Below are 3,009 nucleotides of genomic sequence, written 5' to 3' on the forward strand. Positions count from 1 at the left end.
CACTTACAGCACCTTTTGTCTTCGTGATTTTGGCTGGACCTTCTGCATGAAGTCCGTAACCATCAGATGATGTAACTGCAGTTTTTTCGTCCAAAGTAATGGCGCTGCCTTCTTTAGCATATACCCCATCAGTTTTTCCGTCGAATGAACCTCCAGAGACTGTTATTGTGGAGTTATTATTTGCAAATATGCCTGTTGTCGCTTTAGTGACGGTTACATTGTTTAAAGACACAGTGCTTTTTTCGGCACTTATTCCTTTATCTATCAAGGCGTCATCTTTGCTGCTCGATATTTTTACATTTTCCAGCGTGTTTTTATTTTCATCATTTCCGCTAGCGTTGAAAANACTTATTCCTTTATCTATCAAGGCGTCATCTTTGCTGCTCGATATTTTTACATTTTCCAGCGTGTTTTTATTTTCATCATTTCCGCTAGCGTTGAAAAAGGCACCTATTTGAGATGCTGTAATGGAACCATCGGTCATCTTGACTGTAGCTGCATTTTGTATATCAAGGCCGTTTGCAACTTTTTCAATGGTTGTTGTGCCTTTTAATGTAATGACGCTGTTGTTTTCAGCTTTTGCACCAGTACTCTTTTTTTCAGTTTCAGAGCCGGTTATTGTCAAATTTTCGCTAACGATTTTGCTACCAACTGCTGTATAAAGCCCAGTTACCATATTTTCAATGGTTGTTTTGCCTGTTAATTCAATCATAGTATTTGGCAAGTAGGCTGCTATACCGGTGCTATTGGTATTTTTTTCGTTCTGAGAGCCCGTTATTGTTAAATCTTTACTAACGAGTTTGCCACCAGTTGTTGCCCTAAGACCGCTGCCAGCAATGTCTTTAATGGTTGTTTGACCCGTTAATTCAATCACGCTATTAGCACCATCGACGAGTATACCAATGCTGTCTTCTTTAGCTTCAGGAAGGATTATCGTTACATTTTTTGCAGTGACTTTACTGCCCTTATTTACCCGAAATCCGTTTGCAACTTTTTCAATGGTTGTTGTGCCTGTTAATTCAACTGTACTATCAGGATCTGTGGTTGTTACACCTGTTCCTGTATCGTCTCCTTTTATTTTTAAATCTTCGCTGGTGATTTTACCACCTGTTTTTGCTAGGATCCCATCCACAGCTTTTTCAATGGTTGTTGTGCCTTTTAACGTAATTTCGCTACCAAGATCTGTAGATGTTACACCAGTTTTTTCAGATTCAGGAGCGGTTACTTTTATATCCTTGCCAATGATTTTTCCACTATTTGTTGCCTTAATCGCATCATAGTTTTTTTCGGATGCGTCGTCGGAGACATCTTTTACTTCTTCATTACTTGTAGCACTGAGGACTGTCGCATATGCGCTGAAATGAGTGCTAAACAGCATGATAGCTACGGCAGCTGTGCCGGATAAAAGAGATTTTTTAAACATTTAGATATTTTCCTTAACTTATAAGCCCCACGCATTCCTTCCCCGCTTACAAGAAGGATATCAAATGAATGGTTTTCTACTTTGGGGACCAATAGATTGTTTTTATTTTTATGTAAAGTAGAAAAATATTTTTTTATAAAAATACATAATGTTTTGAATATTATTCATTATGAAATAAATATAAATTATTTTATAATATTAAAAATTATTTATATTTATTTGATTTTAGATCATAGTGTTATTATTGTGCATTGTTTAGAGATAAACTTTATTGAGTTATAAAAAGAAACAAGAATGGAAAAAATATTAGAAAAAAGAAACAAGAAGAGAGGAAATGAGCAATAAAGAATAGCAGTATCCATGCTGCTGTGGATATACAAAAAAGAAAGTTTGTCGTTTGACAGGAGTTTTTTTAAGTGGGAATAGGTGGAAATTTATGATTTTTTATGACTAATTTTCACCATTAAATGCGCGTTTTATCAAAATGGATTTTGACATCTAAAAAAGAGTGAAAATGAGAAAAAACTGTGATTCAATGGAAAATAGGAAAAGGCTTTGAAGATTTAAAAAAACTCTGTGAAAGCCTAGAAGACCGCCTTTTAAGCCCCTTTGAAAAAAATCTATAAATTGTGAAGTTCGCTCCAAAATCAGCCCAAAAAGCAAAAAAAGATATAATATGTTAAAAACAAAGTGTTATTAAAAATCTTAATGTAAGGAGAAATGCACCTTCATTTTCCATTGTATAATGATGGTTAGGTTGGATTTGTGTAGTTCTTGAGTGCTTTTCCAACCTCTATTTAACGTTTTAAATGCAATTTTAAAAAGAGGCAAGGTAAGCTCTATTTCTTCTCTGTCTTTGATGTTTTGAACAAGCTCTTGTAACTTTTTATCAAGCTCTGCTACGAGTTCCGCTATATCTTCAGGGGGAAGTTTAATTGTTGCATTTTTGTTACCTGATTGATTCCTTTGTCTGGGTGGCAAATAGTGATGGTGGTTGGAGTGTTAAACCGGCAAGTCCCTTTGCTGCCGCCATGTTTATCAAACGCGACAAGCAAAGGGGCGGTGTTTTTTGGTTTCCCTCCAACCAAGATGTCAAAGGCATTTTAGGAACAGCGCGCCCCATTAGCTATTTTGATGGGGAAATCGATCATGAAGCAAATCGCCTTAACCAAGCCGATATTGCTACCTTTATTCCAGCACGGCTTAGCCAAAATGCCCATGGAAAAATTGTCGCCAATGGACGTATTTTATGGGGCAACCACACCACCTCCAGTGACCCATTGTGGCGCTTTGTCAATGTGGTGCGCACCCGTGCAGCCGATGGCAGGGCTTGGTGGGAGCGCGCTGCGTCTTTTTCACCCGATGACTTTACTCATGGCAGCATTTCGAGGGGTTGCGGTTTCAGGTGCAGCATTGGTGAGTATCTTTGGTTGGATCGGGACAGTGATCGAAGTGGTTGGGGTGGGTATTTCCTCTGTTGTGGGGGTATTTTTACCCCAATAGGGGCTGTGGTTGCTGCTGTTGTGGCGGTCATACTGGCTGCTGGTTTTGCTTTGTGGAAATACTGGGACCGTTTCTCTTCTTTT

The 3,009-nt window shown here is 38.2% G+C and carries 3 pseudogenes; 1 reads left to right on the forward strand and 2 read right to left on the reverse strand.

Annotated elements, in window-relative coordinates:
* Both ACFIJW_RS09115 and ACFIJW_RS09120 read right to left on the reverse strand, forming a co-directional pair.
* A pseudogene (locus ACFIJW_RS09115) lies at window positions 1–1,423 on the reverse strand (hypothetical protein); the annotation flags it as partial.
* A 797-nt stretch (window positions 1,424–2,220) separates the two neighbouring features.
* Window positions 2,221–2,371: pseudogene (locus tag ACFIJW_RS09120) on the reverse strand (transcriptional regulator); the annotation flags it as partial.
* On the opposite strand from ACFIJW_RS09120, the pseudogene ACFIJW_RS09125 reads away from it, so the two are divergent.
* A pseudogene (locus ACFIJW_RS09125) lies at window positions 2,368–2,865 on the forward strand (phage tail protein); the annotation flags it as partial. The pseudogenes ACFIJW_RS09120 and ACFIJW_RS09125 sit on opposite strands and share 4 nt — an antisense overlap.
* Between the last annotated feature and the right edge of the window lie 144 nt (window positions 2,866–3,009).

This window comes from Bartonella sp. MM97QHHN, assembly GCF_042194285.1.
GTDB lineage: Bacteria > Pseudomonadota > Alphaproteobacteria > Rhizobiales > Rhizobiaceae > Bartonella.